Raw genomic sequence first — 24,152 nt, 5'->3', positions numbered from 1 at the left:
TCGCGAGGCCTTTTGGGGGCTTGCGCGAGGTTGCGCGCTATATAGGGTTTCGCGTCCAAATCGCAATAATTTCGAGCATCCTCCCATTCCGGAACGCATCTACCTCGATCATGCCGCCACCACGCCCCTGCGCCCCGAAGCGCGGGCGGCGCTGGAAGAAGGCTTTGCGCTCTGGGCCAATCCCAGCAGCCCGCATGCCGAGGGACGCAAGGCGAGGGCGGCGTTGGAGGATGCGCGCGAGCGGGTGAAACGCGCGCTTGGCTGGCTGGGCGAAGTCATCTTCACCTCGGGCGCGAGCGAGGCGGCGGCGCTGGCGCTGGGCCACGCACAGGCAGGCGCGCGGCTGGTTTCGGCGGTCGAACACGATGCGATCCTCAAGGCTGCGCCCGATGCCGAAAGGCTACCGGTCCGACCCAATGGCGCGCTCGACCTCGAATTGCTGACCGAAGCCGTGCAACGCGAACGCCCGCTGGTGGCAGTGCAGCAGGTCAATTCCGAAACGGGCAACCGGCAGGACCTCGCTGCGGTCGCCGGACTCGTCCACGAGGCCGGCGGATTGCTGCTGGCGGATTGTGCGCAGAGCGCGGGCAAGATGCCGCTGCCGCCCTGCGACATGGCGATCGTCTCGGCGCACAAGTTCGGCGGACCCATCGGGATCGGCGCGCTGCTGGTGAGGGACTACGCCATGCTAGAGCCTGCAGGCGGGCAGGAGCGCGGCTATCGGCGGGGGACCGAAAACCTGCCTGGCGCGCTGGGCATGGCGGCTGCGCTGGAGGCATGTGGCGACCCGTATCTCGATCCCGCGATCCTCGCGCCGCTCGACCAGCTCGCACAGGACTGCCGCGATCTTGGGGGGACGTGGTTGTCGGACCGGCTCTCCGACCTGACGCCCTACATCCGCGCTATCGCCATGCCGAAGATGAGCGGCAGCGCGCAGGTCATGCGGTTCGACATGGCGGGCATCTCGGTCTCGCAAGGCAGCGCCTGTTCGAGCGGCACGATGAAGACCAGCCACGTCCTGCAGGCTATGCAGGTCGAACCCGAGGTCGCCGATCGCACCATCCGTGCCAGCTTCGGCTGGAATACGACCGCAGTGGAAGTGGAACGCTTCAGCGAGGTATGGCTTGAGTTGGCGAAGGCATGATCTACCTCGACTACCAGGCCACGACCCCGCTTACCCCCGAAGCGCGCGATGCCATGTTGCGCTGGCTCGACGGGCCGGGCGGCACCGGCTTCGGCAATCCGCATTCCCCGCACCGCATGGGACGGCAGGCGAAAGCCGCCATCGAACTGGCGCGCGAACAGGTCGCGGCGCTGTTTCCGGCAGGCGGCAAGGTCGTCTTCACCTCCGGCGCGACGGAAGCGATCAATCTCGCCATAAGGGGCAGCGGGAAGGGCGGCACGGTCTCGGTGTCCGCCATCGAGCACGCCGCCGTGCTCGATACCGCGCAGGACGCGGGCAAGCGTCATGTCCTCAACGTGGCCGCCGACGGCCAGTGCAATACGAAACAGGACCTGCCCGCCGATACGCGGCTGGTTTGCGTCATGCAGGTCAACAACGAGATCGGCACGATCCAGCCCACGCTCGAATGGCACCGCAAGGCGAAAGAGAACAACGCGCTCTATTTGTGCGACGCGGTGCAGGCCTACGGCAAGATCGAGGTTACCGGTGCGGACATGATCGCGATCAGCGCGCACAAGTTCCACGGCCCCAAGGGCGTCGGCGCCTTGTGGGTACGCGAGGGGCTCCACCTCGACGAAGTGCAAACGGGCGGCGGACAGGAATTCGGCGTGCGCTCGGGCACGCTCAGCCCCGCGCTGATCGCAGGTATGGGCGCTGCGGCGGCAGAAGCGAAGGACCGGCTCGAGCAGGACCGGGACCATGTCGAAATGCTATGGAAGCGGGCGCGCGAGCTGTTCGAGGGTTGGGAACTCAATGGCAGCGCGGAGGCGCGCTGGCACGGCAATCTCAATATCCGCCGCGACGGGCTCGACGTGAACCGCCTGATGAGCGATTGCCGCGAGGTGATGTTCTCGGCCGGAAGCGCCTGCGCCAGCGGGTCGGGCCGCACCAGCCACGTGCTCGAGGCGATCGGCCTGTCGAAAGCGCAGGCGAAGAGCTCCATCCGGCTGGGCTTCGGCCGCTACACGACGATGGACGAGATCGAGCAGGCCGCGAAAGCGATCAATTCGGCGGCACGGGAGCAGGATTTGTGAAGGTCCGTTTCACCACCTCCGATGGTAGTCACGTGGATGCCGAGGCAGAGCCGGGCGATAACCTCCTTCGCGTGGCGCAGGCTGTAGGCATGCCGCTGGAAGGGACCTGCGAGGGGCAGATGGCCTGTTCTACCTGCCATGTGGTCGTCGATGCCGAATGGTTCGACCGTCTCCCAGAAGCTAGCGAGGAGGAAGAGGATATGCTCGACCTCGCCGCCGGCGTGCGGCGCACCAGTCGCTTGTCTTGCCAGATCTTGCTCACTGCAGACATGGACGGGTTGTCGGTCGCGATCCCCGCCGAAAGCCATGACATGAGCCGATGAACCGCGGTGTGGTCGCCTCTCCTGCGGATCGTCTTGCGCCGCGCACGGGGGCGACCACCACAGGCGTGCCGCTCGCCTTCAACCGCGAACCCGACCCGCGGCTGAGGGACTGGGTATCCCGCTCCATGGTCGCCGTGGCCGAAGGGCCCGCAGACGTGACGCTGGAGGGGTACCTCTGCAACGACGCGTCCTACCTGCGCAGCGCCGTGGACGTGGACTGGATAGCGATGAGCCGCGAAGGGCCGGTCCCCGTTCGCGACCGGACCATATTGTGCGGCCAGCACACCCGCTCGTGGAAACTGGAATATCGCGGCGGCATCAAGGTTGCGGGTCTTATGCTGCGACCGGGCGCGCTGCGATCGCTCTTCGGTCTCGACGAGAAGGCCAATGCCGATTGCATCCGGATGATCGAGGAAACGGGCATCCCCGATGCCGAGGTGACCGGGCTCTATCGCGCGGGCATGGAACCGGCCGAGTGGTTGCAAAGCCTCGAGGACTGGTTCGCGGATTTCATCGCCCGCAAGGCCGTCGCCCCGCCCGATCCGCTGGCGCAGGCAATCGAACTGCAGGCCTTCGCCGACCCAAACATCCGGCTAGACGATTTTGCCGAACGGGTCGGGGTTTCACCCAAGCAGGTCCAGCGCGTGGCGCAGCGCGATTTCGGCATGACGCCGAAGCAAGTCTTCCGCCGCGCCCGTATCCTCGACCTTGCGGCGCGGATTTGCGGCGTGGCCGACGAAGAGGAAGACGAAATTCTCCTCCGGTTCTTCGACCAGGCGCACCAGATCAAGGAATTCCAGACCTTCTTCGGAGTGACGCCCGGTGCCTTCAAGCGCACGCGCTCGAACCTGCTAACGCTCAGCCTCGAAATCCGGCAGGCACGCAGGCTGGAACTGCTCGAACGGATCGAGCCGGGTGCCTTGCGGCCTTGGATGCGCGAGCCGATCCTGCATGCCGCAGCCTGACAGGATCGGCCGGCGAGCCTAGGCGACTGCCGGGGCGGTCTTCCGCAAAGCAGGTGCGCTGCCATAGGTCAGGTACCGCCAGACCCATTCCATCGGCCCCATCGAATAGGCGCGTAGCCACATGGGGCTGATGATGAGCTGCGCGATCCAGATTGCGATCACCACGAAGTAGAGCTCGTGCCGCTGCAGCTGGCCGTAATAGCCAAGGCCTACGAAGAATATCGCGCAGACGACCGAATGGGTGAGGTAATTGGTGAAGGCCATGCGTCCCACCGCTGCCAGCGCGCGCTGGAAGGCGGGCACGATACCCGACCGCACCACCAGCAATAGCAGGCCAAGGTGCCCGGCAGTCATCGCCAATCGTCCGAGATCGTAGGTTATATGCGCCTGGCTGAAGGCCAGCAGGCTGAAGTTGTCCGCCACGATCATACGCGTCTCGTAGGCATTCACGCTCAGCCCGATGCCGTAGCCGATCGCCACCATTGCGAGGTAGAAACCTGTCGATTTCTCGAGCGTGAAGACCCCCAGCTTGAACAGCGCCATGCCGATGATCATCATGCTGAAGATGTCGAAGAAATCGCGGTAGAACCACCAGCTTTCGAACCGGACGGTCAGTGCGGCGGTCTGCTTGAGCGCGCTCCAGTATCCCGCCGTGCGCTCGGCGATCAACGCGTCGCGCTTCTCCGGAGTGATCGTGTGCTCGGCCAGCGCGCCTTCCCATTCGCCTGCCAGCGCCTTCTGCTCCGCTGTCGGTGTCGCGCCCTCGATCTGCGTTGCCGCATAGGCATCGTGGCTGCGCATCAGGAGCGAGTTGTCGAGCGCGTTCCAGCCCGCATTGAACAGCAGGCCCGCGACCCCGATCGCCAGCAGGGCGCGCGGGGCGAGATTGCGGAAAACGAACAGCAGCACGGCGGTGAGGCCGTAGTAATAGAGGATGTCGCCCGACCACAGCAGGATGAAGCCGTTGAGCAGGCCGAAGCCGGTCAGCCACATGTTCCGCCTGAGGTAGATGTCGGCGACGTCGGTGCGTCCCTTGGCTTCCAGCCGCGAGGTGAACAGGATGATCCCTGCCCCGAACAGCATGGAGAATAGCCCGCGCTGCGTACCTTCGAACAGCATCGCGTTCATCATCCACACGCCAAGGTTCGCCCCTTCCGCGCCGCCCGCATTCAGCGGGTTGTTGTAGGCAGCGGGCAGGCCGAATGCCGTGATGTTCATCAGCAGAATGCCGAAAAGCGCCGCCCCCCGCACGAAATCGAGCGCGACGATGCGGTCGTCCGCCTTCGTCGGAAGCATGTCGGGTGTGCCGGTTTGCGCACCGGCTAGCGGTGCCCCCCGAGCCGTTGTCGCCATCTTAACCCCTCCCCGGGTTTGAGGACCAGCGACCGCTAGGCAAGGTTCATACAGGCTCGAGGGAGGTGGAGATTGTATATTTGCGTATCTGGACCGACGCAGCAAAAACCCCGCCGGAATCCTTTCCGGCGGGGAAGACTGCCTATTTAAAACAGTATGTTGTTCAGGCGTTCTCGAGCTCGCGTTGCTCGACGGTTTCGCCCAGAATCTCGATTAGTGCCTTGCTGAAGGCCGGAATGTCTTCCGGCTTGCGGCTGGTGATGAGGTTGCCATCGGTCGCCACTTCCTGATCGACGACGTTAGCTCCGGCATTCTTCAGGTCGGTGCGGATCGAGGGCCATGCGGTAACGGTCTTGCCCTTGATGAGGTCTGCTTCCGCAAGCAGCCACGGCGCGTGGCAGATCGCGGCGATCGGCTTGTTGGTGCTGGCGAACATCTTCACGATGTCGATCGCCTTGTCGTTCATGCGCAGGATGTCGGGGTTCATCTGGCCGCCGGGGAGCAGCAGCGCGTCATAGCCTTCGCAGCTGTCGATCTCTTCGACCGTCTTGTCGACACCGACGCTCTCACCCCAGTCCTTGTTGTCCCAGCCCTTGATCTCGCCTTTTTCGAGGCTGACTACGGTGGTTTCGAAACCGGCGTCTTCGAGGTTGGCCTTGGGCTTCATCAGTTCGGACTGTTCGAAGCCGTCGGTGGCGAGGATCATGATACGTTTGGTGGCCTGTGCCATGGGGTAACTCCTTGAATTGCTGTTACCCGTCGAACGTGTGGGGACAGCGGGCCGTTCCGTGCTGACAGGCGAGCCGTGGCTCTGGTAGGGCGAGTGCCATGGCCATTACCGAGATGGACGATTCAGGCGCCGATCCCTTCGACGCCATCGTCGACGCACCTTTCGATTCCGCGCTGTCAGAGCGCTACCTCGTCTATGCGCTGAGCACGATTACCGCGCGCTCGCTGCCCGATCTGCGCGACGGGTTGAAGCCGGTCCACCGCCGCCTGCTGTGGGCCATGCGCCAGCTGAAGCTCGACCCCTCGAGCGCGTTCAAGAAATCGGCCCGCGTGGTCGGCGACGTGATCGGTAAGTACCACCCGCATGGCGATGCCTCGGTCTATGATGCGATGGTCCGCCTCGCGCAGGATTTCGCGCTGCGTTACCCGCTGGTCGAGGGGCAGGGAAACTTCGGCAATATCGACGGCGATAACGCCGCGGCCTACCGCTACACCGAAGCCCGCCTGACCAAGACCGCGCTGCGCCTGATGGAAGGCCTCGACGAAGGCACGGTCGATTTCATCCCGACCTATAATGGCGAGGAGCAGGAGCCGGAAATCTTCCCTGGCCTGTTCCCCAATTTGCTGGCCAACGGGGCAAGCGGCATCGCGGTCGGCATGGCGACCAATATCCCCTCGCACAACGTCGCCGAGATCGTCGATGCGACGCTGGAGGTGATCGACAATCCGCATGTCGAGCACGCGCGACTGATGGAGCTGTTCAAGGGGCCGGACTTCGCCACGGGCGGGGTCGTGCCCGAAAGTGCGGAAACGATTGCCGCTGCCTACGAGACCGGGCGTGGCTCGCTGAGGGTGCGCGGCCGCTTCCATGCCGCCGAGGCCGACAAGGCCGAGGATCGCGAGGCAGGGATCGAACGCCTCGGCGGCGGCCAGTGGCAGCTCGTCATCTCCGAAATTCCCTACCAGGTGCAGAAGGGCAAGCTGATCGAGCAGATCGCGCAGGCGATCGCCGACAAGAAGCTGCCCATCCTCGAAGACGTCCGCGACGAGAGCGACGAGCAGATCCGCATTGTTCTCGTTCCACGCAGCCGCAATGTCGATCCGGAACTGCTGAAGGAGAGCATCTACAAGCTCACCGACATGGAAACGCGCTTCGGCCTCAACCTCAACGTGCTCGACGCCTCGCGCACGCCGATGGTCATGGGGTTGAAGGAGCTGCTGAACAACTGGATTGCCAGCCAGATCGACATCCTCCAGCGCCGCAGCCAGCACCGGCTCGACCAGATCGCGCGGCGGCTGGAACTGGTCGAAGGATACATCATCGCCTTCCTCAACCTCGACCGCGTGATCGAGATCATCCGCTACGAGGACGATCCCAAGGCGGTGATGATGGAGGAGTTCAAGCTCACCGACCGGCAGGCCGAGGCCATTCTCAACATGCGCCTGCGCAGCTTGCGCAAGCTGGAGGAAATGCAGCTGCGGCAGGAAAAGGACGACCTGCTGAAAGAGCAGGACGAACTGGAAAAGCTGCTCGGCAGCCCGGCCCGCCAGCGCACCCGCCTGAAGCGCGATCTCAATGCCTTGCGCAAGGAGTATGGCGAGGACACCGCGCTGGGTCGCCGCCGCACCACGATCGAGGAAGCCGCGCCGGCTGTCGAATTCAGCATGGACGCGATGATCGAGAAGGAACCGGTGACGGTCATCCTCTCGCAGAAGGGCTGGATCCGCGGGGCCAAGGGTCACCTGCCGCTGGACCAAGAGTTCAAGTACAAGGAGGGCGATGCGCCTGCCTTCGTGCTGCACGCACAGACCACCGACAAGCTGCTGCTGGTCGGCGACGATGGCCGCGTCTTCACGCTGGGGGCGGACAAGCTGCCGGGCGCGCGCGGCTTCGGCGAACCGGTGCGCAACACGCTCGACATCGAGGCGAGCGCGCAGATCGTGTCGGTCATCGTCCACCGCGAAGGTCAGGAAGTCCTGCTGGCCGCGAGCACGGGCAAGGGCTTTGCTGCGACAACGGACAGCATGCTCGCCGAAACCCGCAAGGGTCGCCAGGTTGTGAACCTGCCGGGCGATGCGAAGCTCAAGGTCGCGCGGCCCATTCCTGCAGGTCACGATCATGTCGCCGTGGTGGGTGACAATCGCAAGCTGGTGGTCTTCCACCTCGAAGAGCTGCCGCGCCTGGCCAAGGGACAGGGCAACAAGCTGCAGGGCTACCGTGACGGCGGCCTCAGCGATGCGACCACTTTCACGCTGGCCGAAGGGCTGAGCTGGGCGATGGGCGGCAAGGGCGACCGGACGCGCACCGAAACCGACATGTGGCAGTGGAAGGTCGCGCGTGGCGGGGCCGGGCGCCTGCCGCCGCAAGGCTTCCCGCGCGACAACCGCTTCACCTGAATCAAAAGAGGCCGGGAACGCGGCTGCGCTCCCGGCCTCATGCGACCCTGAAGAACTCAGGGAACCGGTGTCGGCTTATTCGCCTGCGCTACCGGCAGCCGAAGCAGCCTGGGCCATCGCGGCATCGATCTGCGCGTTGGTCAGGCGGGCCATCAGGCCGTGGTCGGTGGCGTCGAAGTGTTCGCGCAGCAGCGTGACCTTGTTGGTTTCGTCACCGCCGCGAGCAAGGACGATGTTGTCACCGTCGATTTCGAGCACGGTGCCGAGCGGTGCGTGCTTGGCGTCCATGGCTTCGGCACCGACGACGAGGGCGGCGTCACGCTTGGCAGCGGCTTCGGCGAGCTGTGCGTCGATCATGCCGTCGAGCTGGACCTTGGTGACGGTGATGGTCGGGCCGGCTTCGCCCTGGCCGTACATTTCCACGCCCAGCGGAACCTTGTGCTTGCCGGTGTCGAGCACGGCCTGGCCGTTTTCGACCGAGACGATGGTGCCGACGGCATTGCCTTCGGGACCGGTAACGGTAGCGCCGGCAACGACCTGTTCGTTGGCAAGGGCAGGGGTGGCGGCAAGGACGGCAGCAGCGGCAGCCAGCTTGACGAATTTCATGAATGTACTCCTAGACTTGTTCAAACTAATCGACCCCTCGGCGCGAAGCGGCGCGCTGCGGATCGACGAAAAATGTGAGCGGCGGCGGACGAAAGCCCGGCACGTAAATGCCGCATGCCCCCTCAAGAAGCGGGGCGTTCTATGACAAAATGGCTGCCATTGGGCAACCGCTAGCCCGGTTTTTATGCTGCAGTGCAGCTTAAGCTGGGCTGAAGGGCTTGTCGGGCAAGCGCAAGCGGTCAGGCAAAAGGGGTGTTGCGCTGCACCCTTTCCAACGGGTCAGCGGGCGGCCAGTTCCTCGTCGAGCAACTGCATGACACGCTCGCGGGGCGGGAATTGCTCCGCAATCCATCGGGCTTCCACCGCTCGCAGGATACGCGCGACATCGGGTCCGGCACTGACGCCGCTTTGGACGATTTCGCCGCCTTTGAGCGGAAGCTGGGGAACCTCCCAGCCGTCCAGTTCGCTTGTCGATCCGCCTGCGATCAGCAGCCGGTCGCGCGCGCCTTCCACGCCCTCGGCATATGCGAGCGCGCGCGGTGCGCCGGCGTCGGTGTCCTTGCGTTCCGCCGCGCAGACGAGGCGGGCGCGCTGGGCACGCGAGAGGCGCAGGCGGGCCGCTACTGCCTCGGCAACCGAAGGGATTGGCGGCAGCAGGGCCGCAAGGCGTCGGACGGGATCGCCCGGCGTGCCGGTTGCAGCCTCGTGTGAGACAAGCGCAGCGAAGACCGCCTGCTCGCGCTCGCGCGCCTCGGGCAGGATGACAGCAAGCACTCCGAGCTGCGCCATCAGCGCTACCGCGCCGCGCGGGTCCGGCAGGGAGAGAATGCCCAGCAGTTCCATCGCCACGCGTTCGCGGCTCAGGCCCTTCAGCGTGTGCGCCAGTTCCTGGCAGGCCGCGACCGCTTCCGCGTTCGGCTCGTCTCCGAAGCGCGCCTGGAAGCGGAAATACCTGAGGATACGCAGGTGATCCTCGCGAATGCGTTCGTGCGGGTCCCCGATGAAGCGGACGTGGCGCTCATCGAGATCGGCAAGTCCGCCGAAATAATCGCTGATCTCCAGCGTTTCTGGATGTGCGTAGAGCGCGTTGATCGTGAAATCACGGCGCGCCGCATCTTCCTGCCACTCGGTCGCAAAGGCCACGGTAGCCCGGCGGCCGTCGGTCGACACGTCGTGGCGCAAGGTGGTGATTTCGACCGGCCCGCCCTTGAGGATCGCGGTCACCGTGCCGTGATCGATGCCCGTGGGCACGGTGCGGATGCCCGCTTCCTTGCAACGGTCGATCACCGCGTGCGGCAGCAGCGGTGTCGCAAGGTCGATGTCGTGGATGTCCTTGCCGAGCAGCGTGTCGCGCACCGCCCCGCCGACATAGCGCGCGTTGTCGGGCCCCAGCGCGGCCACGAGGGCGGCGAGGTCCTTGCGCTTGGTCCAGGCGGTTTGCGGCAGGCGGTTCATGCGCGTGCCTTTAGAGCGGTCAGTCCGTCCACGCCAGCCGCCGCGACAGGTTGATGCAGATCGCGGCGGTCACGCCCCAGATGCGGTAGCCCTCGTGATCGAGTTCGTAATAGCGGCGCATGGCGCCCTTCCAGAATACCTCGTTCTCGCGCCAGCTTTCGGGCTGCATCAGCAACGAGAGCGGTGCCTCGAACCAGCTTTCCACCTCGCGCGGGTCGGGGCGGATGGGCAGGTCGGGCGGCACGGTGGCAAGCACCGGAGTGATATCGAAGCCGGTGCCGGTCTGATAGCGGTCGGTCGTGCCGATGATGCGCACGTGGTCGCGCTCGATGCCCAGCTCCTCCCACGCTTCACGCAGCGCAGCCTCGACCGGGTCTTCGCCGTGGTCGAGCTTGCCGCCCGGAAAAGCGACCTGCCCAGGGTGGTCGCGCATGGTGCGTGGGCGTTGGGTGAGCAGGACAGTCGGGTCTTCCCGCTCGGTCACAGCGATCAGCACAGCTGCATCGGCCGTTCGATCGAGATCGGCGAAACGCGCATCGGTCAGAAGTTCGGGCGAAGGCGCGGCGTGGCCCCGCTGGAACAGATGGGTCAGGCGGTCGAACATCACGCTCATGCAGGTACCAGCGAGAAAGCCTCGCCCCCGCTGGACACGGTCCAATCGTCGCCATGCTCCAGAGCGATGCGCGCAAGCTGTTCGTAGGTCGAACGGTTCAGCCGCGCCTCGCAGCCGCGCCGGACATGGAGGTAGATCGCCGGCGCGTCGGGATCGCCCGCGGCGCGTATGGCGTTGTCGGGACCGGCCACGACCAGTTCGTCGGTATTGATGCGAAAGGCGAGATTGCCCTCGGTCTCGGAAACGTCGGTGGCGATGAAGCAGGCATCTTCCACTTCGATCGCCAGCTTCTGGAAGGGCGTTACCAGCCAATAGCTGCCGTCGTCCTCGCGGCGTAGCAGGCCGGCGAAGGCGCGCACCATGGCGGGGCGGGAGATCGGGCTTCCCTCGTGCAGCCAGGTCCCGTCGGCAAGGATGCGCATGTGGCTCTCGCCCACCTGTTCGGGCGTCCATTGCTCGACCGGAGGCAGCTTGCGTGCCGCGACCTGCTCCGCAATCTGGGCGAGCGAGAGACCGGCGAGTTCGGGAGGCGGGGTATAGACCATCGCCGCCTTACTTGGGGCGATGCGGCTTGCGGTGCAACCTATCCCGCGAGCTGACCGGGCCAGGGCCCGAGCATGCCTTCGCGCGGCAGGACTGCGGGATTGCTCGTGCGGGCCAGCAGGCGGTGCTGCTCATAGGGGCCGGGGCAGTGCCAGCCGCCCGTATGCTGGGCGGTGAAAGCCCAGCGGTCGTAATAGTCGGGATCGCCGATCATCACCTGCGGCAGCGGAGCGGCGCCGGTTTCGAAACCGCTTTCCACCGCGCCGAGGCTGGCGGCCATCAGGGCCTTGCCGAAACCTTCGCCCTGCCGTCCGGGCATGACGGCGACGGGGCCGACCATGATCATCGGGTGGGGGCGACCTTCCGGGTCGGTCAGCGCCACCGGCCACAGCTGGATCGTGCCGGCGAGATAGTCATCCTCGTCCAGCGCGGCGAAGCTGAGCGCGTCGAGTGCCTCCATGCCCTCGCGGATGCGGTAGGCGGTGCGGGCGTGACGCTGATCGCCGAAGGCTGCGTCGAGCAGCTCTTCGACCAGCGCAGGGTCGATCGCGGATAGGGGGACGATGGTCGCCATGGCGGCGCGGCGCTTAGGGCCGCGCACGCCATGAGTCGATCAATTTCGCCTTACTTGGGGCGAAGCTCCAGCAGGCGGCCGCCTTCGCCGTCTTCCAGAGCCCACAGCGCGCCGTCGGGTCCTTCGATTACCGAACGGATGCGTTTGCCCATCGGATAGCGGGCGACTTCGCGGGCGCTTTCGCCGTCGATGGCGACGCGGACGAGCGCTTCGGTCTTGAGGCCGGAGATGAGCAGGTCGCCCTTCAGGCCGGGGAAGAGATCGCCGCGGTAGAAGGTCATGTTGCCCGGCGCGATGACCGGGGTCCAGTTGATCGCGAACTTGGTGAACCCGTCGTCCGCCGTGTGATCGGGGATTTCGGTGCCATTGTACTGGTCGCCGTTGGATCGGACCGGCCAGCCGTAGTTCTGGCCCTTCTTGACGAGGTTCAGCTCGTCACCGCCCGCCGGACCATGCTCGATTTCCCAGAGACGGCCCTCGGAATCGAAATCGATGCCGAGCAGGTTGCGATGGCCCCACGACCAGATCTCGTCGCTCGGGCTGCCCTGCGCAGCGAGAGGATTGCCGGCGGCAGGCGTGCCGTCGAGGTTCAGGCGCACGACCGAACCCAGCGTGTTCGAGGTGTCCTGTGCAGGCTCCTGCTTCTGGCGGTCGCCGCTGGTCACGAAGAGATACTGCCCGTCAGGGCTGACCGCGATGCGGTGCGAATAGTGCCCGCGTCCGGTCACCTTGGGCATCTGGCGCCAGATCACTTCGAGGTCCGAAATCGCGCAGGTTTTCGTGGTCGGGCAGATCATGTTGCCGCGCCCGACGACCGCCCCACGGGTGTCGCCTTCACCGGCCTCGGCCCAGCTGAGGTAGATCGTGCGCATGGCAGAACGCAGGCGCGCCTCGCGCGGCAGGAAGGCGACATCGCCAAGGCCGCCCTGGCCGCCGTAGTCGACATCCGGAAGACCGCTGACCGTGCCGACGGTGCCGTCCTTCGTATTGACGAACTTCATCGTGCCCGACTTCTCGGTGATGAACAGGCGGTCGGTGCCGGGCAGGAAGGCCGAAGCCCATGGTTCGTTGAAGCTGCCGTGTTCGGTGATTGCGAATTCGATGTCGGTCGGTGCGGGCGTCGAAGCCGCTTCCGTTCCGCCATCGGTGGAATAGCCGCTGCCGCAGCTTGCGAGCAGCAGGGCGCCGGGTAGGGTGGCGGCGAACAAGGTAAGGCGCTTCATGTTTTCATCGTCTCCCGAACATGGTCTTGGCTGCGCGCCGCTGGTCGTCGGGGTCGACGAGGCGGGTCGCGGGCCACTGGCTGGTCCCGTCGTCGCTGCCGCGGTGGTGCTTTGCAACCCCTGTCCGCAAGGCCTCGACGATTCCAAAAAGCTCAGTGCAGCGCGTCGTTCCGCACTGGAACCGCAAATTCTCGATAACTGTGCATGGGGTTTGGGCGTGGTCGATGTCGAGGAGATCGACCGGATCAACATCTTCCAGGCGACGATGCTGGCAATGACGCTGGCCGTTTCGCGGCTGGTGAAGGCCATGGGGAGCGAGCCCGAGGCAGTGCTGATCGACGGCAACCAGACGCCGCACGGGCGCTGCGCGGACTGGCGCTGGCCTGCCCGCGCCATCGTCGGCGGCGACGGCTCCGAGCCTTGCATTTCGGCCGCCTCCATCCTCGCCAAGGAATACCGCGACCGGCTGATGTGCGAGGCGGCAGAGGCGCATCCCGAATACGGCTGGGACCGCAACAAGGGCTACGGTTCGGTCCAGCACATGGAAGCGCTGCGCGTCCACGGTCCCACGCCGCTCCACCGCCGCAGCTTCGCGCCGGTCAGCCAGATGGTGCTGCTCTAGCCCCTATTGCGCGAAAGCCTTGGCGCGCAGCGTCTCGATATAGGACTTGCCGAAGCTTTCTGCAGAATCGTCGTCCTTTGCCATTCCGCCTTCCTGCTCGTTCGCCGCCGTGATCTCGTCGCGGCTGTTGACGCGCGGGAAGGGTTCGGGCGGGACCGGCACGTCGAGGAACCGGCACAGCGGCTCCCATCCTTCCTTGGGATGGAACACCAGCAGCCGGTCGGGCGGCAGGCTTGCCTTGATATGCTCATTCCGGTCTTCGAACCATTTGGTCATGAAGGCCCGGTCGCGGATGTCGCCGCCGTGGAAGTGGTCGAAGATTGTGCCCTTCATCATGTCGCCTGTGGGCGTCCCGACGAGATGGGCCTGCATTTCGTCCGAGAAGATCGTTTCGCTGACGGATTCGAACCAGCTGTCCGCATCGCGCACGGTCAGGATGACCTTGGCATCCGGATAGTGGTCCGCAAGCTCGCGCCAGTAGGAGGCGGACGGATAATCGACGGTCGACTGGAAGCCCTTGAAGATTTCGTCCCAATCGGGTCGACCGTTTATCGCGTCGAGCCATAGCGGCACCTGCCGCCGCGCATCGGCGAACAGTTCCGCCATGTGGAAACAGGGGCCGAAACCGATGTGCTCCAACGCGAACTTCATCGTGAAGGTTGCGGTACGCCCCACACCTGCGCCGATTACCTTGAGTGCCATGTATTCCTCCCGGTTGAGCGACCCGGGTCGAATGGAGGGCACAGTTTCCAAAAAAACGCGGCAAAGTCGAGTCTTCGAGGCCACACCCCACCATCTTGAGTCCGGTGAATCCGGCCAGACTCAACATCTTGTGGGGGACTCCTTTCGTTCTCCCTCAGCTCTTGTGCCTGCCGCGGATATGCAACCCGGAAGATGCTTGACGCGGACTCCGTTTGGACTCACCCTGTGGATAACTACGGACAGGGGAACCTTCATGGGGGTCATCGAGACCACGAAATCGCGCGCCCGGCGCATCGAGAAAGAAGCGGAACTTCCGCTCGAAATGCCGCGTGGCGAGCTGCCGGTGGGCCGCATCCTCGACGGGGACTGCGTGGAAGCCATGCGCTCGATCCCGACCGCCTCGATCGACCTCGTCTTTGCCGACCCGCCCTACAACCTGCAGCTGGGCGGCGACCTCGCCCGGCCCGACGGCAGCCATGTCGATGCCGTGACCGACGACTGGGACAAGTTCGACACCTTTGCCGCCTATGACGAGTTCACCCTTGCCTGGCTGACCGAGGCGAAACGCATCCTCAAGCCCGACGGCGCATTGTGGGTGATCGGCAGCTACCACAATATCTACCGCGTCGGCGCGATCCTGCAGGACCTGGGCTTCTGGATCCTCAACGACATCGTCTGGCGCAAGTCGAACCCCATGCCCAATTTCAAGGGCACGCGTTTCACCAATGCGCATGAAACGCTGATCTGGGCGAGCCAGGGCGAAAAGGCGAAGTACCACTTCAACTACCGCGCGATGAAGACGCTAAATGACGAGCTCCAGATGCGCAGCGACTGGGTGCTGCCGATCTGCAATGGCGCGGAACGCCTGAAGGAAGGCGGGACCAAGGTTCACCCGACGCAGAAGCCCGAAAGCCTGCTCTACCGCGTGCTCCTCTCGACCACGGAAAAGGGCGACGTCGTGCTCGACCCCTTCTTCGGCACCGGCACGACCGGGGCGGTGGCCAAGCGCCTCGGTCGTCAGTGGATCGGCTGCGAGCGCGAGGGTGTCTATCGCAATGCCGCGCTGAAGCGGATCGAGAAGGAATTGCCGCTCGACGAAAGCGCGCTGACCACCATGCAGTCGAAGCGTTCGGCACCCAAGGTCGCCTTCGGCGCGCTGGTCGAAAACGGCTTCATCACGCCCGGCACCCAGGTATTCGACAAGAAGCGCCGCTGGGTGGCCACCGTGCGCGCCGACGGCTCGCTCGCCTATGAAAAGCAGACCGGCAGCATCCACGGCCTCGGCAAGGAACTGCAGGGCGCGCCCAGCTGCAACGGCTGGACCTTCTGGCATTACGAGAACGGCGGCGAGATCAAGCCCATCGACGCCGCGCGCCAGCTGTATTTGCTGGCAGTGGAGGACTAGCGCCTACTCGGCCGCCGGAGCGTCCGTTTCCACCAGTCGCCCGTATTTGCGCAGCACCTCACGCAGCCGCTCGTGCGGCAGGGCGTGGGCGGTGTTGCCGTTGATCCCGGTCATGGTGCGCGCGGCGACCAATGCGTTGATCACCGCTTCCTCGGTGGCTTCGACCGTGGCGCGGAAAATCGGGCTCAGCGCGTCGTTTGACAGGCTGGTCAGTTCCGCGCTGCCTTCTCGGCCCCACTTGCCGGGATTGCCGGTGGAAAAGGCGATGAAGATGTCGCCCGAACCGTTCGAGGCGAAGGAGCCGTTGCGCGCGATACCCATGGTGGCGCGCTGGGCCACGCGCTTCAATTGGTGCGGCAGCAGCGGCGCATTTGTGGCGACGACGATGATGATCGACCCGGTTTCCTGGTTGTGATCGCCATAGGTCGTGGTGAGGTCGGTAATCTCGCGGCCCACCGGCACGCCTGCCACCATGAAGGTGTCCCTGATCCCGTAGTTCGACTGGACCAGCACGCCGACGGTGTAGTCCTCTCCTGCCGCCTTCACCACGCGGGATGAGGTGCCGATACCGCCCTTGAACCCGTGGGTGATCATGCCGGTGCCACCGCCCACATTGCCTTCGGCCACGCGGCCGCCAGCCGCATTGTCGAGCGCTGCGAAGACGTGGTCCTTCTTTACGTGGAAGCCGTTGATGTCGCTGAGGTCGCCGTCATAGGTCTCGCCGACCACGGGCAGCATCCAGAAGGTATCGGGCTCGCCGGCAAGCGGGGCGAAGAAGCGGCGCTTGTGCGCCCATTCGATCGTCGCATCGCGGACCGTGCCGACGCTGTGGGTATTGGTGATCATCACCGGACCTTCCAGCCAGCCCGATTCCTCGACCCAGGTGGTGCCGGTCAGCTCGCCGTTGCCGTTGAGCGCGTACCAGCCTGCGAACACGGGGTCATAGGTCTTCCCGCGCGGCAGGATTGCCGTGACGCCGGTGCGGACCGGTCCTTTACCGACGACGAGGTCGCCATCGCCGGAAATCAGCGTGGTATGGCCGACCTCGATACCGGCGACATCGGTGATGGCGTTGAGGGGGCCGGGAGTGCCGTCGAAAGGGACGCCGAGGTCCCTCGCGCGGACCTGTGGAGCGTCCGCCTGCTGTGCGTGCACGGCAGTCATCGCGCCAGTTCCGGCAGCGCACAGCAGAAGCGCCGAGCCGATCGCTCGCATGGCAGAATGCATTTTCCCTCTCCTCTCCAGCCAGGCAAACCGGACCTCGTTCCCGCGGCACGAATGTGTGCCCTCGTGGAGACTTGATACTGCCGTCCTGCAGCTACGCAACCGCGCGCTGACGCCTAGCCGATGGCTTCGGCCTCGACAGCGCCCGCCACCCCTGCACCACTGGAGTAGGCGAACTCGGGACCATCGAGGCTGATCGCGGGAATCTCCTCGCGCTCGCGCCAATAATCCTGGTTGTGCCGCCACTCGGGCTTGTCCCCGCGCCGGGGCATCTGGTCGAGCCCGCGCATCAGGTAGCCGGGATTGAAATTGTCCGCCTCGATCCACGGCAGGAGCTCCATGCCCTCGTCCTCGGGCCGGAACCGGACCTCGACGCGGCGCGCGCCTTTCACGTCCATGTGGTTGAGCAGCGAGCAGACGAAATCGCCGAGCATATCGACCCGCAAGGTCCAGCTGGCGCGGAAATAGCCGAAGACCCAGACCATGTTCGGCACGCCGGTGAACATCATGCCGCGATAGGTCACCGTGTCGTGCCAATCGACCGGCTTCCCGTCGACGAAGAACGGAATGTCCCCCATCACCGACAGCTGGAATCCGGTTGCCGCGACGATCAGGTCGGCTTCGATCTCCTCGCCGGAGGACGTCATGACGCCTTTCTCGGTGAAGCGGTCGATCGTATCGGTCACGACGGTCAGCTTGCCTTCGACCGCGCATCGGAAGACATCGCCTTCGGGACAGAAGGCGAGGCGCTGCTGCCACACACGGTATTTCGGCGTGAAATGCGGTTCGAACTCGAAATCGGGCTTGCCCGTGAAGGCGCGGACCAGTTCCTTAAGCTCCTCGAAGACCGCATCCGGTTCCTCGAGACAGCGCTTCGTCAGCATGTCCTGGTCGAACATGATCTGCTGGCGCACCACGCGGTGGACGGTCGGTTCGTCGACGCCGATCTCGCGCAGGCGGTCGGCCAGTTCGTTCTTGTTCTCGCTGCAGAAGAAGTAGGTCGGGGACCGCTGGAGCATGGTGACATGCTCCGCCTTCTCGGCAAACGCAGGGACGACCGTCGCGGCTGTTGCGCCCGATCCGATCACAAGCACGCGCTTGCCCGTGTAGTCGTAATCCGGGTCCCACTGCTGGGCATGGACGAAATCGCCCTTGAAGTCGGCCAGTCCCTTATCTTGCCATTCCGGCGGAATGTAGGGCGTCTTGTGGTCGTAATAGCCCTGGCACATCCAGAGGAAGTTGCAGGTGAATACGAGGCTTTCGCCGTCCGAGAGGCGGGTCGCCTCGACGGTCCACAGGTCGGTTTCGCGCGAAAAACTGCACCGGTCGATCCGGTGGCCGTAGCGGATGTGTTCGCCGATGCCGTTCTCCTCGATGACCTCGCCCATGTACTTGAGGATTTCTTCCGCACTGGCGATCGGCGCGCCGATCCACGGCTTGAAGCGGTATCCGAAGGTGTAGAGGTCGCTATCCGAGCGCACGCCGGGATATTTATGCGTGTCCCAGGTGCCGCCGAACGTGTCCTTCATCTCGAGGATCGCATAGCTTTTACCCGGGCACTGGTCCTGCAGGTGGTAGGCCGACCCGATCCCGGAAATCCCCGCCCCGACGATCAGCACGTCGACATGCGTCGGTTTGGTCATGGCTGTAACAGCGTTCATCCTGCTCTCCCGCGAATATTCCCACCGATGCTTTTCTAGGACCCCTCCGGAAAGCTTCATTGACGTGAATCAACGCATGCCTTCGCCGTCGCTGCCCGGTGACCGCATGATGCCACTGGTATCGCCCAGCTTGAAGAGGGAAAGGTCAGCGCTTGGCGGCAGGCGGAGTAACCCAGTCGCCCGGCCGTGCAGACCGGTCCAGCGCCGCCTGGCGGTCGGGCCTGCCGATAAGGTCCGCAAGCAGCGGCGCGGGCGGCCTGTCGATGACGAGGCTTCGCGCCGGAACCGGGCTATTGCGCCACGCAACAACGAGGCCCTGTTCGCCAACTGCGGACCGGTCCGGAAAGCGGGTTTCGCCGGCCCCGGAAAACTCCGGCCCGACCTTTACCTTTCCGCTGTCGCCTGCCGACAGGACTACGCGTGGAGACGGGGAGGGACTATCCTGCGCCTCTGCCGCACTGCCTCCGGCGAGGGCGATGGCGAGCGCGGCAATCCCGCTGGCGCGCCTCACGGGCAGAACCAGTCGAACCAGCGTCCTGCGCTCGACCACCGCTCGGCATTGGTGCCGTCGACATCGGCGATGAACCAGCTGTTGCGGTTCTTTCGCAAGAAAGCTTGGTAGATTATCTCGGTATTGTCGCAGCTATAGGCGGGTTCACGTGCATCGAAGCGTATCACCTCATCGCCAGCCAGGGTCACCTGAACCAGTATCTTCGTCTCATTGTCGGTGAAAGCCACGCGGTGACTTCCTGCGCCTTCCGGGTTCGTGACCGAGATGAATTGGTCGAAGGACATGCCTGCCCCGTCATAAATTTTGAGCGGAGGGGAATTGCCCGAAATGTCGTACCGGAAGAGGCTGGTATAGGCCCCTTGGGAGCCGTCTAGCGGACCACCGACAAAGATCAGTTCGTTGGACGTCGCGAAATCCGGACTGAAGCGGATGCCGGCGACAGACCATTCCCTGTCGACGCCCCATTCTTCACGTACGCCGCCCCACTGGAGCAGGGATACTTCGAAGACCGTCGCTTCCTGCGTGTCGTAGATGTAGATCAGGTAGGCAGAGCCGAACCCGGTGTATTCGTGGATTGGCTCGGTCCAGACGACGTACCGGCCATCCGGCGAGAAATCCATGACTTCGGGATGGTCGCCGCCGGACAAAGCCCTGACTTGCGTCGGGGCGTCTACCTTGCATGGATCGCTGCCCCAGCTGGTCACGTAAATGCCTGTCTCGCTGATCGAATAGGCGAGCTGCTTGCTGGCAGCATGATAGGTGAAACCGCGCAGTTTCGGACCGCCATCCGGCGTTTCTACGACCATGCACGCCTGATCCCCCGCACGGTTGGCCAGCCGCAATTGCTTGGCAGTAGAGGTGGAATCGAAATAGGCGATGGCCGGAACGAACGGCTCTGCCGGAGGATCTTCGCCTCCGCCGCCGCCCTTGCCGCCGCCTTTGCCTTCAGGGGGCGCAGCAACCAGCGCAGCGGCTCCGCAGGCGGCCAATACGGCCGCGCCAAATATGTAGTATTTCATGTCCTGGCCTCGCACTCTCTATCGGGAAGTGCGACCCGCCAATATCCGCAGGAATTCTGCGCTGATGATGCCGAACCATAGCATTCCTGTGCTCACTGAGTCCAATCGTCCACCGATGGATTGGCAAGCCCATGTAAACATTCATCGGAGGCCGGCGGGATCGCCCTGGTCGGTCGAGGTGCAAACTGCCGTTCGGGCTCCCTCTCCTTATCTTTGTGGCGTTCCCGAATATTTGGCGATACGCTGTATAGTTGTACGACAGTTCGGAATTGCCGATGGATGTGTCGCGTCAAACACTGCTGACAGCTGCCAGCCTGGCAGAACAGGCCGACTTCAGGATCGGCAGTGTCACTGTCTATCCCTCAATTCGCATTGTTGCTGCAGGTGACCGGCGCGAAAAGGTCGAGCCGCGGGTGATGCAGGTGCTGATCGCACTTGCTCAGGCAGCCAATGAAGTGCTGACCCGCGACGAGCTGTTCGAACGCTGTTGGGGCGGAGTATTCGTTGGCGACGACAGCCTCAACCGCGCCGTCGCCGGCGTGCGGCGCATCGCCAGTCACCTGGCCGACGACAGTTTCACCATCGAGACCATTCCGAGGACAGGCTACCGGCTGGTGTCGGAGCACGGTCCGCAGATGCTCGAGGACGATGCCGTCGCCGTGGATGATCCGATACCGCTGGCCGGCAGTGGCGGGATATCCAGGCGCTGGCTGGTGGCCGGAGGCGCGGCTGTCGGCCTTGGCGCGGCGCTCGTGTTCTGGACCCGGGGCGGGCCGGTCGACCCGGCGCAGGAGCTGATCGACGAAGCCCGGATCGTGATGCGGGCAGGCTCGCCCGATGCGATGAGCCGCGCGATCGGGCTATTGCGGCAGGCGGTGGCAAAGTACCCCGAAAGCGGCCCTGCCTGGGGACTGCTCTCGCTGGCCTTGGCTCGGGTCGACGAGCACGCGCTGGACACTGCCACGATCAGCGTTGAAGAAGTCGAAAGGTCGGCCAATCGCGCCCTGCAACTCGAAAGCGGCAATGCCGATGCCATGGCCGCGCTGGCGATTTCCATCCCCTATTACGGGGATTGGCTGGCAACCGAGCAGCGGTTCGACCAAATCCTGGCCAAGCATCCCGATCACATCTTCACCCAGGATTCCCGGCTGTTCTTCCTGGGCGCGGTCGGCCGGATGAAGGAGTCCGCCGAAGATCGGTTCGATCTGGTCAAGCGCGCGCCCTTCGATGCCGCAGTGGGCTACAAGGAGGTCTACGCGCACTGGTTCATGGGGGATATCGCCAAGGCGGACCGCGCGGCCATGCGCGGCCTCGACATGTGGCCGCGCGACCCGGGTTTCTGGTTCGCAAGGCTTTGGGTGCTCGCCAACACCGGGCGGATCGACCGCGCGCTGGCTCATGTCTCCGACCAAGCAACACGCCCGGCGTTTCCACCGCCCATGTTCGATACCATGCGCCTTGCGCTCGAGGCGGCCCAGAGCCGGCAAGCTGCAGCGATTGCCGCCGCGACCCAGCGCGTGATGATGAGTGTGGGCCAGAATGTGTCTGCGGTGATCAACGCGATGATGCTGCTGAACATCATGGGGGCCATCGACGATGCATTCGCGCTGGCCGATGCCTATTACCTCGAACGCGGGCCCATCATCGCCGCCATGCAATGGCGCCCGGGCCAGCCTGTGGTGCCCGACCAGCGCCGCCGCAAGACCAACATGCTGTTCGTGCCGTCCATGCGGGCAATGCAGCAGGATCCGCGCTTCATGCCGTTGATGGAAGACATCGGTCTTGCCGCCTATTGGGACAAGCGGGGTATCGCGCCGGACTTCCTTGCCGGCCCTTCCGGCTAGAAGCTTGCTTCCACCCCGATCCCGATCTCTCGCGGCCTTCCCGTGCTGGCGAAATTCGGATTGAAGAGATTGGTGACGGTGAACTGGTCCAGCAGGTTGCGCGCATAGGCGACCAGTTGCACCCGCCCGAAATCATAGGAGGCGCGCGTGTCGACTATTGTGCTCGCACCGATCCGCAGCGCTTCGGTGTTTGCATCGTCGCTGAAATAGCCGCTCTGGTGCCGGACTTGCGCGGACAGCTGCAGCGGCTCGACCGGGCGCCAGTCGATCGCACCCGACAGGCTGAGGCCGGGCGAGCGCTGGAATGACTTGCCGAGCGTCGGATCAACGGGCTGCTCGGTCCGGTCCACCTCGGTCTCCAGGAGCCCGATTCCTGTCCTGACCGAAAGGTTGGCCAGCAGCTTCCAGCCCAGTTCCGCCTCCAGACCGTAGCTATGCGCTTTCGGGGCATTGGAGAATTCCGTCGCTTGCGTTGGCACGCCGTTCGGCAGGATGATCGGGACCAGCTGCGGTCGCTGCGCATTCTCGATATCGGCATAGAACAGGTTCGCCGCCAGGGTCGCCTTTCCGTCTGCGAACCTTGCCCGGAAAAACGCCTCGTAGTTCCACAACTTCTCGGCATCGAAATCGTCTGCGGCTCGCCTTGCGAGGCTGATCGTCGTCCCGCCGGGATTGAATGCCCGCTGTGCCACGAGGCCGAGCGTGAGGTTCTCGCTCGGCTCCCACGCGACCGACAGCTTGGGCAGCCAGGCAGAGAATGTCTCGTCGTAGTCGAGCACGATGCCGCCGATGCCGCCGACCCTGACCTGCCGGTCCGTCTCGTAGCGCAGGCCCCCGGTGAGCGACAGCGAGGGGAGGAGGTACCAGCTCGCTTCGCCGAACAGGCCGAGGCTGTCCTGATCGTCGTCGAACGTGCCGGTGCCGAGGCCGAAGCCGGAAATGTTGATCGTCTGCTGCTGGTCGATGGACGAGCGGTTGGCGCCGAGCAGCAGGGTGAATTCGCCGGGCCGCTGCCACAGCAGAGTGGGCTCGATCGTGAAGTCGTCCACTTCCGCCCGCGTGCGGCCGAGGCCGGGCAGTCCGAAGCGCCGCAGCAGCGCATCGCCATAGGAGAGCGTCAGGGAGGAGGTCAGCCCCGGCTCGATCTCGTATTCCGCGCGCGTGGTCAGCGAGGTGGCGCGCACTTTCATGACGCCGATCATTTGGTTCGGCACGGGCAGGCGGCGTTCGCTGAACGCAGGGCTCGCCCCCTCGAACTGCGGTGACTGGGACTGCGAGTAGGCGATGGTCGTCTCAAGCCTCGTCCGCGGCAGGAAAGCGGGCTGGTAGAGCAGCTTGAGCCGGGCGGTGCCGTAGTCGTCGTGTTCCAGCTCCGCGCCATCGATGCCGTCGGTCATCTCATTTGCTACGCGGCCCAGATGCAAATCGCCCGACATGCGGAACGCCAGTTCTTCTCCTGCGATCGGTCCGCTCACAGCGGCCGAAACCTGCCGCATCCCGATATTGCCGGCCATGACCCGCGCGCGTCTTTCCCACTCCCGCGTCGGATCGGCGGTGTCGACGAAGATCGCGCCGGCAATCGAGTTGCGCCCCTGTGTCGTGGTCTGCGGGCTGCGAAACACCTCGACCTGCTTGAGGTCCCAGGCGGACTGCGTGCCGGAGATGAATTCGTAGAAGCTCACCGGCCTGCCATCGACCTGCAGGGTCACCCGCGGTCGCGCTCCGCCGAGGAAAGCGAAAAGGTTACGCAGTTGCCCGGTCGAGTCCTGGCCGCGGATCGCCGGCCCTTCTTCTCCGGAACCTGGCTGGATGTTGGGGACCAGCGCCAGGATCTGGTCGAGCCGGTCGGCAGCGGTAGCTTCGATCTGGGCGGGGGTGAAAACAGCGACGCTCGAGGCGGTCTCCAGGTCGGGACGCGGAACGCGTTCGCCCGTCACGATGATTTCGTCCCGATCACCCGCGTCGCGGCGCGTCTCGTCCTGCGCCTGAAGCGTACCGGGAATGGCCAGCAACAAACCGCCAGTGAAGAATAATCCTCTGCCCATTCCCAACTCGAAGCAACGCCTTTCGGCCTTGGTCCAAGATTTACTGCCGCCTCTTCGGTCCGTCCATTGCTGACGGGCCGAAACTTGAAATCATCGGCAAATCATCAGGTCGCGATCATGG

Annotated in this window: 22 protein-coding genes; 8 read left to right on the top strand and 14 right to left on the bottom strand. The window is 64.6% G+C overall.

Annotated elements, in window-relative coordinates; all coding sequences use genetic code 11:
• Window positions 1–85 precede the first annotated feature (85 nt).
• Genes LC083_RS02930 through LC083_RS02915 form a run of 4 tightly spaced genes read left to right on the top strand, consistent with a single transcriptional unit; the run spans window position 86 to window position 3,505 of the window.
• Window positions 86–1,144, top strand: a complete 1,059-nt coding sequence (locus LC083_RS02930) for a cysteine desulfurase family protein (protein WP_226700006.1) — start codon at window positions 86–88, stop codon at window positions 1,142–1,144.
• Window positions 1,141–2,217, top strand: coding sequence for a cysteine desulfurase family protein (locus LC083_RS02925; RefSeq protein WP_226699120.1), 1,077 nt, complete (start codon window positions 1,141–1,143; stop codon window positions 2,215–2,217). Before LC083_RS02930 ends, LC083_RS02925 begins: the two co-directional genes overlap by 4 nt.
• A complete protein-coding gene (locus LC083_RS02920) occupies window positions 2,214–2,540 on the top strand; it encodes a 2Fe-2S iron-sulfur cluster-binding protein (protein WP_226699119.1) in 327 nt (108 codons plus the stop codon). Before LC083_RS02925 ends, LC083_RS02920 begins: the two co-directional genes overlap by 4 nt.
• The gene (locus tag LC083_RS02915; RefSeq protein WP_226699118.1) at window positions 2,537–3,505 is read left to right on the top strand and encodes a helix-turn-helix domain-containing protein; all 969 of its coding nucleotides are present in this window, start codon (window positions 2,537–2,539) and stop codon (window positions 3,503–3,505) included. Before LC083_RS02920 ends, LC083_RS02915 begins: the two co-directional genes overlap by 4 nt.
• An 18-nt stretch (window positions 3,506–3,523) precedes the next feature.
• Here the strand turns inward: LC083_RS02915 and LC083_RS02910 are convergent, their stop codons facing one another.
• Window positions 3,524–4,858: a DUF418 domain-containing protein gene (locus tag LC083_RS02910; protein WP_226699117.1), complete on the bottom strand. Its 1,335-nt coding sequence runs from the start codon at window positions 4,856–4,858 to the stop codon at window positions 3,524–3,526.
• 163 nt (window positions 4,859–5,021) lie between these two features.
• Window positions 5,022–5,588: a type 1 glutamine amidotransferase domain-containing protein gene (locus tag LC083_RS02905; RefSeq protein ID WP_226699116.1), complete on the bottom strand. Its 567-nt coding sequence runs from the start codon at window positions 5,586–5,588 to the stop codon at window positions 5,022–5,024.
• Window positions 5,589–5,686: 98 nt separating this feature from the next.
• Here LC083_RS02905 and parC point away from each other — a divergent pair, with 98 nt between their 5' ends.
• Window positions 5,687–7,984 (top strand): DNA topoisomerase IV subunit A, encoded by a 2,298-nt coding sequence (gene parC, locus LC083_RS02900; protein ID WP_226699115.1) that lies wholly within the window; start codon window positions 5,687–5,689, stop codon window positions 7,982–7,984.
• 75 nt (window positions 7,985–8,059) lie between these two features.
• Here parC and LC083_RS02895 read toward each other — a convergent pair whose 3' ends face one another.
• The 6 genes from LC083_RS02895 to LC083_RS02870 all read right to left on the bottom strand — a co-directional run bounded on the left by LC083_RS02895 (window position 8,060) and on the right by LC083_RS02870 (window position 12,998).
• The gene (locus tag LC083_RS02895) at window positions 8,060–8,590 is read right to left on the bottom strand and encodes a hypothetical protein (protein WP_226699114.1); all 531 of its coding nucleotides are present in this window, start codon (window positions 8,588–8,590) and stop codon (window positions 8,060–8,062) included.
• A 279-nt stretch (window positions 8,591–8,869) separates the two neighbouring features.
• Window positions 8,870–10,045: a CCA tRNA nucleotidyltransferase gene (locus tag LC083_RS02890; protein ID WP_226699113.1), complete on the bottom strand. Its 1,176-nt coding sequence runs from the start codon at window positions 10,043–10,045 to the stop codon at window positions 8,870–8,872.
• Between the two features lie 19 nt (window positions 10,046–10,064).
• Window positions 10,065–10,658, bottom strand: coding sequence for a CoA pyrophosphatase (locus tag LC083_RS02885; protein WP_226699112.1), 594 nt, complete (start codon window positions 10,656–10,658; stop codon window positions 10,065–10,067).
• Window positions 10,655–11,203, bottom strand: coding sequence for a DUF1285 domain-containing protein (locus LC083_RS02880; protein ID WP_226699111.1), 549 nt, complete (start codon window positions 11,201–11,203; stop codon window positions 10,655–10,657). Before LC083_RS02880 ends, LC083_RS02885 begins: the two co-directional genes overlap by 4 nt.
• A gap of 38 nt (window positions 11,204–11,241) precedes the next feature.
• Entirely contained in the window at window positions 11,242–11,775 is a 534-nt protein-coding gene (locus LC083_RS02875; protein ID WP_226700005.1) for a GNAT family N-acetyltransferase, read from the bottom strand.
• Between the two features lie 50 nt (window positions 11,776–11,825).
• Complete coding sequence (locus LC083_RS02870) at window positions 11,826–12,998, bottom strand: PQQ-dependent sugar dehydrogenase (protein WP_226699110.1); 1,173 nt, start codon at window positions 12,996–12,998, stop codon at window positions 11,826–11,828.
• On the opposite strand from LC083_RS02870, the gene LC083_RS02865 reads away from it, so the two are divergent.
• Window positions 12,997–13,620 carry a ribonuclease HII gene (locus LC083_RS02865; protein WP_226699109.1) on the top strand — a complete coding sequence of 208 codons (624 nt, stop codon included), beginning with the start codon at window positions 12,997–12,999 and terminating at the stop codon, window positions 13,618–13,620. The two genes, LC083_RS02870 and LC083_RS02865, sit on opposite strands and share 2 nt — an antisense overlap.
• A gap of 3 nt (window positions 13,621–13,623) precedes the next feature.
• On the opposite strand, the gene LC083_RS02860 is transcribed toward LC083_RS02865, so the two are convergent.
• The gene (locus tag LC083_RS02860) at window positions 13,624–14,322 is read right to left on the bottom strand and encodes a sulfotransferase family protein (RefSeq protein ID WP_226699108.1); all 699 of its coding nucleotides are present in this window, start codon (window positions 14,320–14,322) and stop codon (window positions 13,624–13,626) included.
• A gap of 253 nt (window positions 14,323–14,575) precedes the next feature.
• Here LC083_RS02860 and LC083_RS02855 point away from each other — a divergent pair, with 253 nt between their 5' ends.
• Window positions 14,576–15,727, top strand: a complete 1,152-nt coding sequence (locus LC083_RS02855; RefSeq protein ID WP_319003412.1) for a site-specific DNA-methyltransferase — start codon at window positions 14,576–14,578, stop codon at window positions 15,725–15,727.
• Window positions 15,728–15,730: 3 nt separating this feature from the next.
• On the opposite strand, the gene LC083_RS02850 is transcribed toward LC083_RS02855, so the two are convergent.
• The 4 genes from LC083_RS02850 to LC083_RS02835 form a co-directional block, all read right to left on the bottom strand.
• Window positions 15,731–16,942 carry a P1 family peptidase gene (locus LC083_RS02850; RefSeq protein WP_226699107.1) on the bottom strand — a complete coding sequence of 404 codons (1,212 nt, stop codon included), beginning with the start codon at window positions 16,940–16,942 and terminating at the stop codon, window positions 15,731–15,733.
• A gap of 125 nt (window positions 16,943–17,067) precedes the next feature.
• A complete protein-coding gene (locus LC083_RS02845) occupies window positions 17,068–18,612 on the bottom strand; it encodes a flavin-containing monooxygenase (protein ID WP_226699106.1) in 1,545 nt (514 codons plus the stop codon).
• A 145-nt stretch (window positions 18,613–18,757) separates the two neighbouring features.
• Window positions 18,758–19,123, bottom strand: a complete 366-nt coding sequence (locus tag LC083_RS02840) for a hypothetical protein (protein ID WP_226699105.1) — start codon at window positions 19,121–19,123, stop codon at window positions 18,758–18,760.
• Window positions 19,120–20,142, bottom strand: a complete 1,023-nt coding sequence (locus tag LC083_RS02835) for a hypothetical protein (protein WP_226699104.1) — start codon at window positions 20,140–20,142, stop codon at window positions 19,120–19,122. The genes LC083_RS02840 and LC083_RS02835 overlap by 4 nt, the downstream gene beginning before the upstream one ends.
• 251 nt (window positions 20,143–20,393) lie before the next feature.
• On the opposite strand from LC083_RS02835, the gene LC083_RS02830 reads away from it, so the two are divergent.
• Complete coding sequence (locus tag LC083_RS02830; protein WP_226699103.1) at window positions 20,394–21,986, top strand: winged helix-turn-helix domain-containing protein; 1,593 nt, start codon at window positions 20,394–20,396, stop codon at window positions 21,984–21,986.
• On the opposite strand, the gene LC083_RS02825 is transcribed toward LC083_RS02830, so the two are convergent.
• A complete protein-coding gene (locus LC083_RS02825; protein ID WP_226699102.1) occupies window positions 21,983–24,031 on the bottom strand; it encodes a TonB-dependent receptor in 2,049 nt (682 codons plus the stop codon). The genes LC083_RS02830 and LC083_RS02825 overlap by 4 nt on opposite strands.
• Between the last annotated feature and the right edge of the window lie 121 nt (window positions 24,032–24,152).

The sequence above is a fragment of the Qipengyuania gaetbuli genome, from assembly GCF_020524765.1.
In the GTDB taxonomy this organism is placed as follows: Bacteria; Pseudomonadota; Alphaproteobacteria; order Sphingomonadales; family Sphingomonadaceae; genus Qipengyuania; species Qipengyuania gaetbuli_A.
This window is presented reverse-complemented; position numbering and strand designations above follow the sequence as displayed.